General features: G+C 74.6%; 2 protein-coding genes. One reads left to right on the top strand and one right to left on the bottom strand.

Annotation, left to right across the window (positions count from 1 at the left end; translation table 11 throughout):
• Positions 1-1,255: FtsX-like permease family protein (locus tag VF697_RS42345; protein ID WP_331104307.1), on the top strand; the 1,255-nt coding region annotated here is incomplete at its 5' end.
• A 115-nt stretch (positions 1,256-1,370) separates the two neighbouring features.
• Here the strand turns inward: VF697_RS42345 and VF697_RS42340 are convergent.
• Positions 1,371-1,889 (bottom strand): RCC1 domain-containing protein (locus tag VF697_RS42340; RefSeq protein ID WP_414641469.1); only part of this gene is annotated, 519 nt, incomplete at its 5' end.

Here is a 1,889-nt window from a genome sequence, read left to right as displayed (position 1 = left end):
GCCCGCGGTGCGTGTCGCGCGCGGCGACCCCCACGCGGGCCTGCGGCCGGGGGGCACCGGAGGACTGGGGCGCGGGCAGCGCCGGCTGCTCGGAGGCCTCGTCGCGGGCGAGATGGCGCTGGCGCTGATGCTCATGGTGGGCGCCTCGCTGATGCTGCGGACGGTGTGGGAGCTGCAGCGGGTGGACACGGGCTTCACCACCGAGCGGGTGCTCACCCTGCGCGTGGAGTTGCCGGACGCGCGCTACGGCGACGGGGGCCGCGGCGCGGTCTTCTTCCGCGAAGCGCTCGAGCGCGTGCGTGCGTTGCCGGGCGTCGAGTCCGCGGGCGCCATCCACCGGCTCCCCCTGGCGAGTGACAACCCGGGCGTCACGCTGCGCATCGAGGGCCGGCCCACGCCGCTGGACGGCTCGGCCGAGGTGGACCGGCGCATCGTCACCTCCGACTACTTCGACACGCTGCGGGTGCCGCTGCTGCGGGGGCGGGCGTTCGACGGGGGCGACGCGAGGAGCGAGGTCCGCGTCGCGCTCGTCAACGAAGCGCTGGCACGGCGGCTCTTCCCCGGCGAGGACGCGCTGGGCCGCCGCGTCTGGACGGACTTCGAGGGGGAGGGGGCCTGGACGACCATCGTCGGGGTGGTGGGTGACACGCGCAACCACGCGCTGGGCGCCGCGCCGCGCCCGCAGTTGTACCGGCCGCACTCGCAGGTCCCGACCATTGGCATGACGCTGGTGGTGCGCACCCGTGGCGAGCCGCTGGAGCTCGCGCGCGCGGTGCGCGAGGCGCTCTGGGCCGTGGACCCGGACGTGCCCGTGGACGAGGTGCGCACGCTGGCGCAGGTGGCCCAGGGCTCCATCGCCACGCCGCGGCTGGTGCTCTCGCTCCTGGTGCTCTTCGCGCTGCTCGCGCTGGTGCTGGGGGCCGTGGGCCTCTACGGGGTGATGAGCTACGCGGTGGGGCAGCGCACGTACGAGTTCGGGGTGCGGCTCGCGCTCGGGGCGAGCGGCGCGGACGTGCTGCGGCAGGTGGCGGGGGAGGGCCTGGTGCTCGCGGGGGCGGGCATCGCGGCCGGGCTGGCGCTCGGCATCGCGGCGGGCCGCGTCCTGTCAGGACTCGTCTTCGGGGTGGGCACCACGGACCCGCTCACGCTGTTCGGAGCGTCGCTGGTGCTCGCCACCGTGGCGCTGCTCGCGAGCCTCGTGCCCGCCTGGCGCGCGGCGCGAGTGGACCCGGGACGGGTGCTGCGCGGGAGTTGAGGCCCGTGGGGAAGGCCCCAGCCGGACGCCACCCGTCCCCCTTCCGTCTACACCCTGGCCGCCAGGACGAGGCAGCGCCCTGCTCGTCCTGACAGCCAGGCGGGCCGTTCACCCGTTACAACCCTTCCACCCGGATGGGAGTGGGACGGGTGCCGGTGGAGCCGTCGCCCAGCTGGCCGTAGGTGCTCGAGCCCCAGGACCAGAGGGAGCCGTCCGGCTTGAGCGCCAGCGTGTGGTAGTCGCCCGCGGCAATGGAGGAGACGCCCGTGAGCACCTGGACAGGGGTGGTGCGTTGGGTGGAGCTGTCACCCAACTGGCCCGCGTAGTTGATGCCCCAGGACCAGAGGGAGCCGTCCTGCTTGAGCGCCAGCGTGTGGCGGTCGCCCGCGGCCATGGCGGAGACGCCCGTGAGCACCTGCACGGGGGTATTGCGGTGGGTGTTGGAGCCGTCACCCAGGTTGCCGTCGCCGTTGTTGCCCCAGGCCCAGAGGGAGCCGTCCTGCTTGATGGCCAGCGTGAGCCCGTCGCCCGCGGCCACGGCGGAGACGCCCGTGAGCACCTGCGTGGGGGGGGTGCTTTGGGCGGTGTTTCCGTCGCCCAGTTGGCCCTGGAGGTTGTGGCCCCAGGCCCAGAG

Source organism: Archangium sp., from assembly GCF_036388035.1.
Taxonomy (GTDB): Bacteria; Myxococcota; Myxococcia; order Myxococcales; family Myxococcaceae; genus Archangium.
Note: the sequence above shows the minus strand (reverse complement) of the source record. Positions and strands in the feature narration are given on the sequence as shown.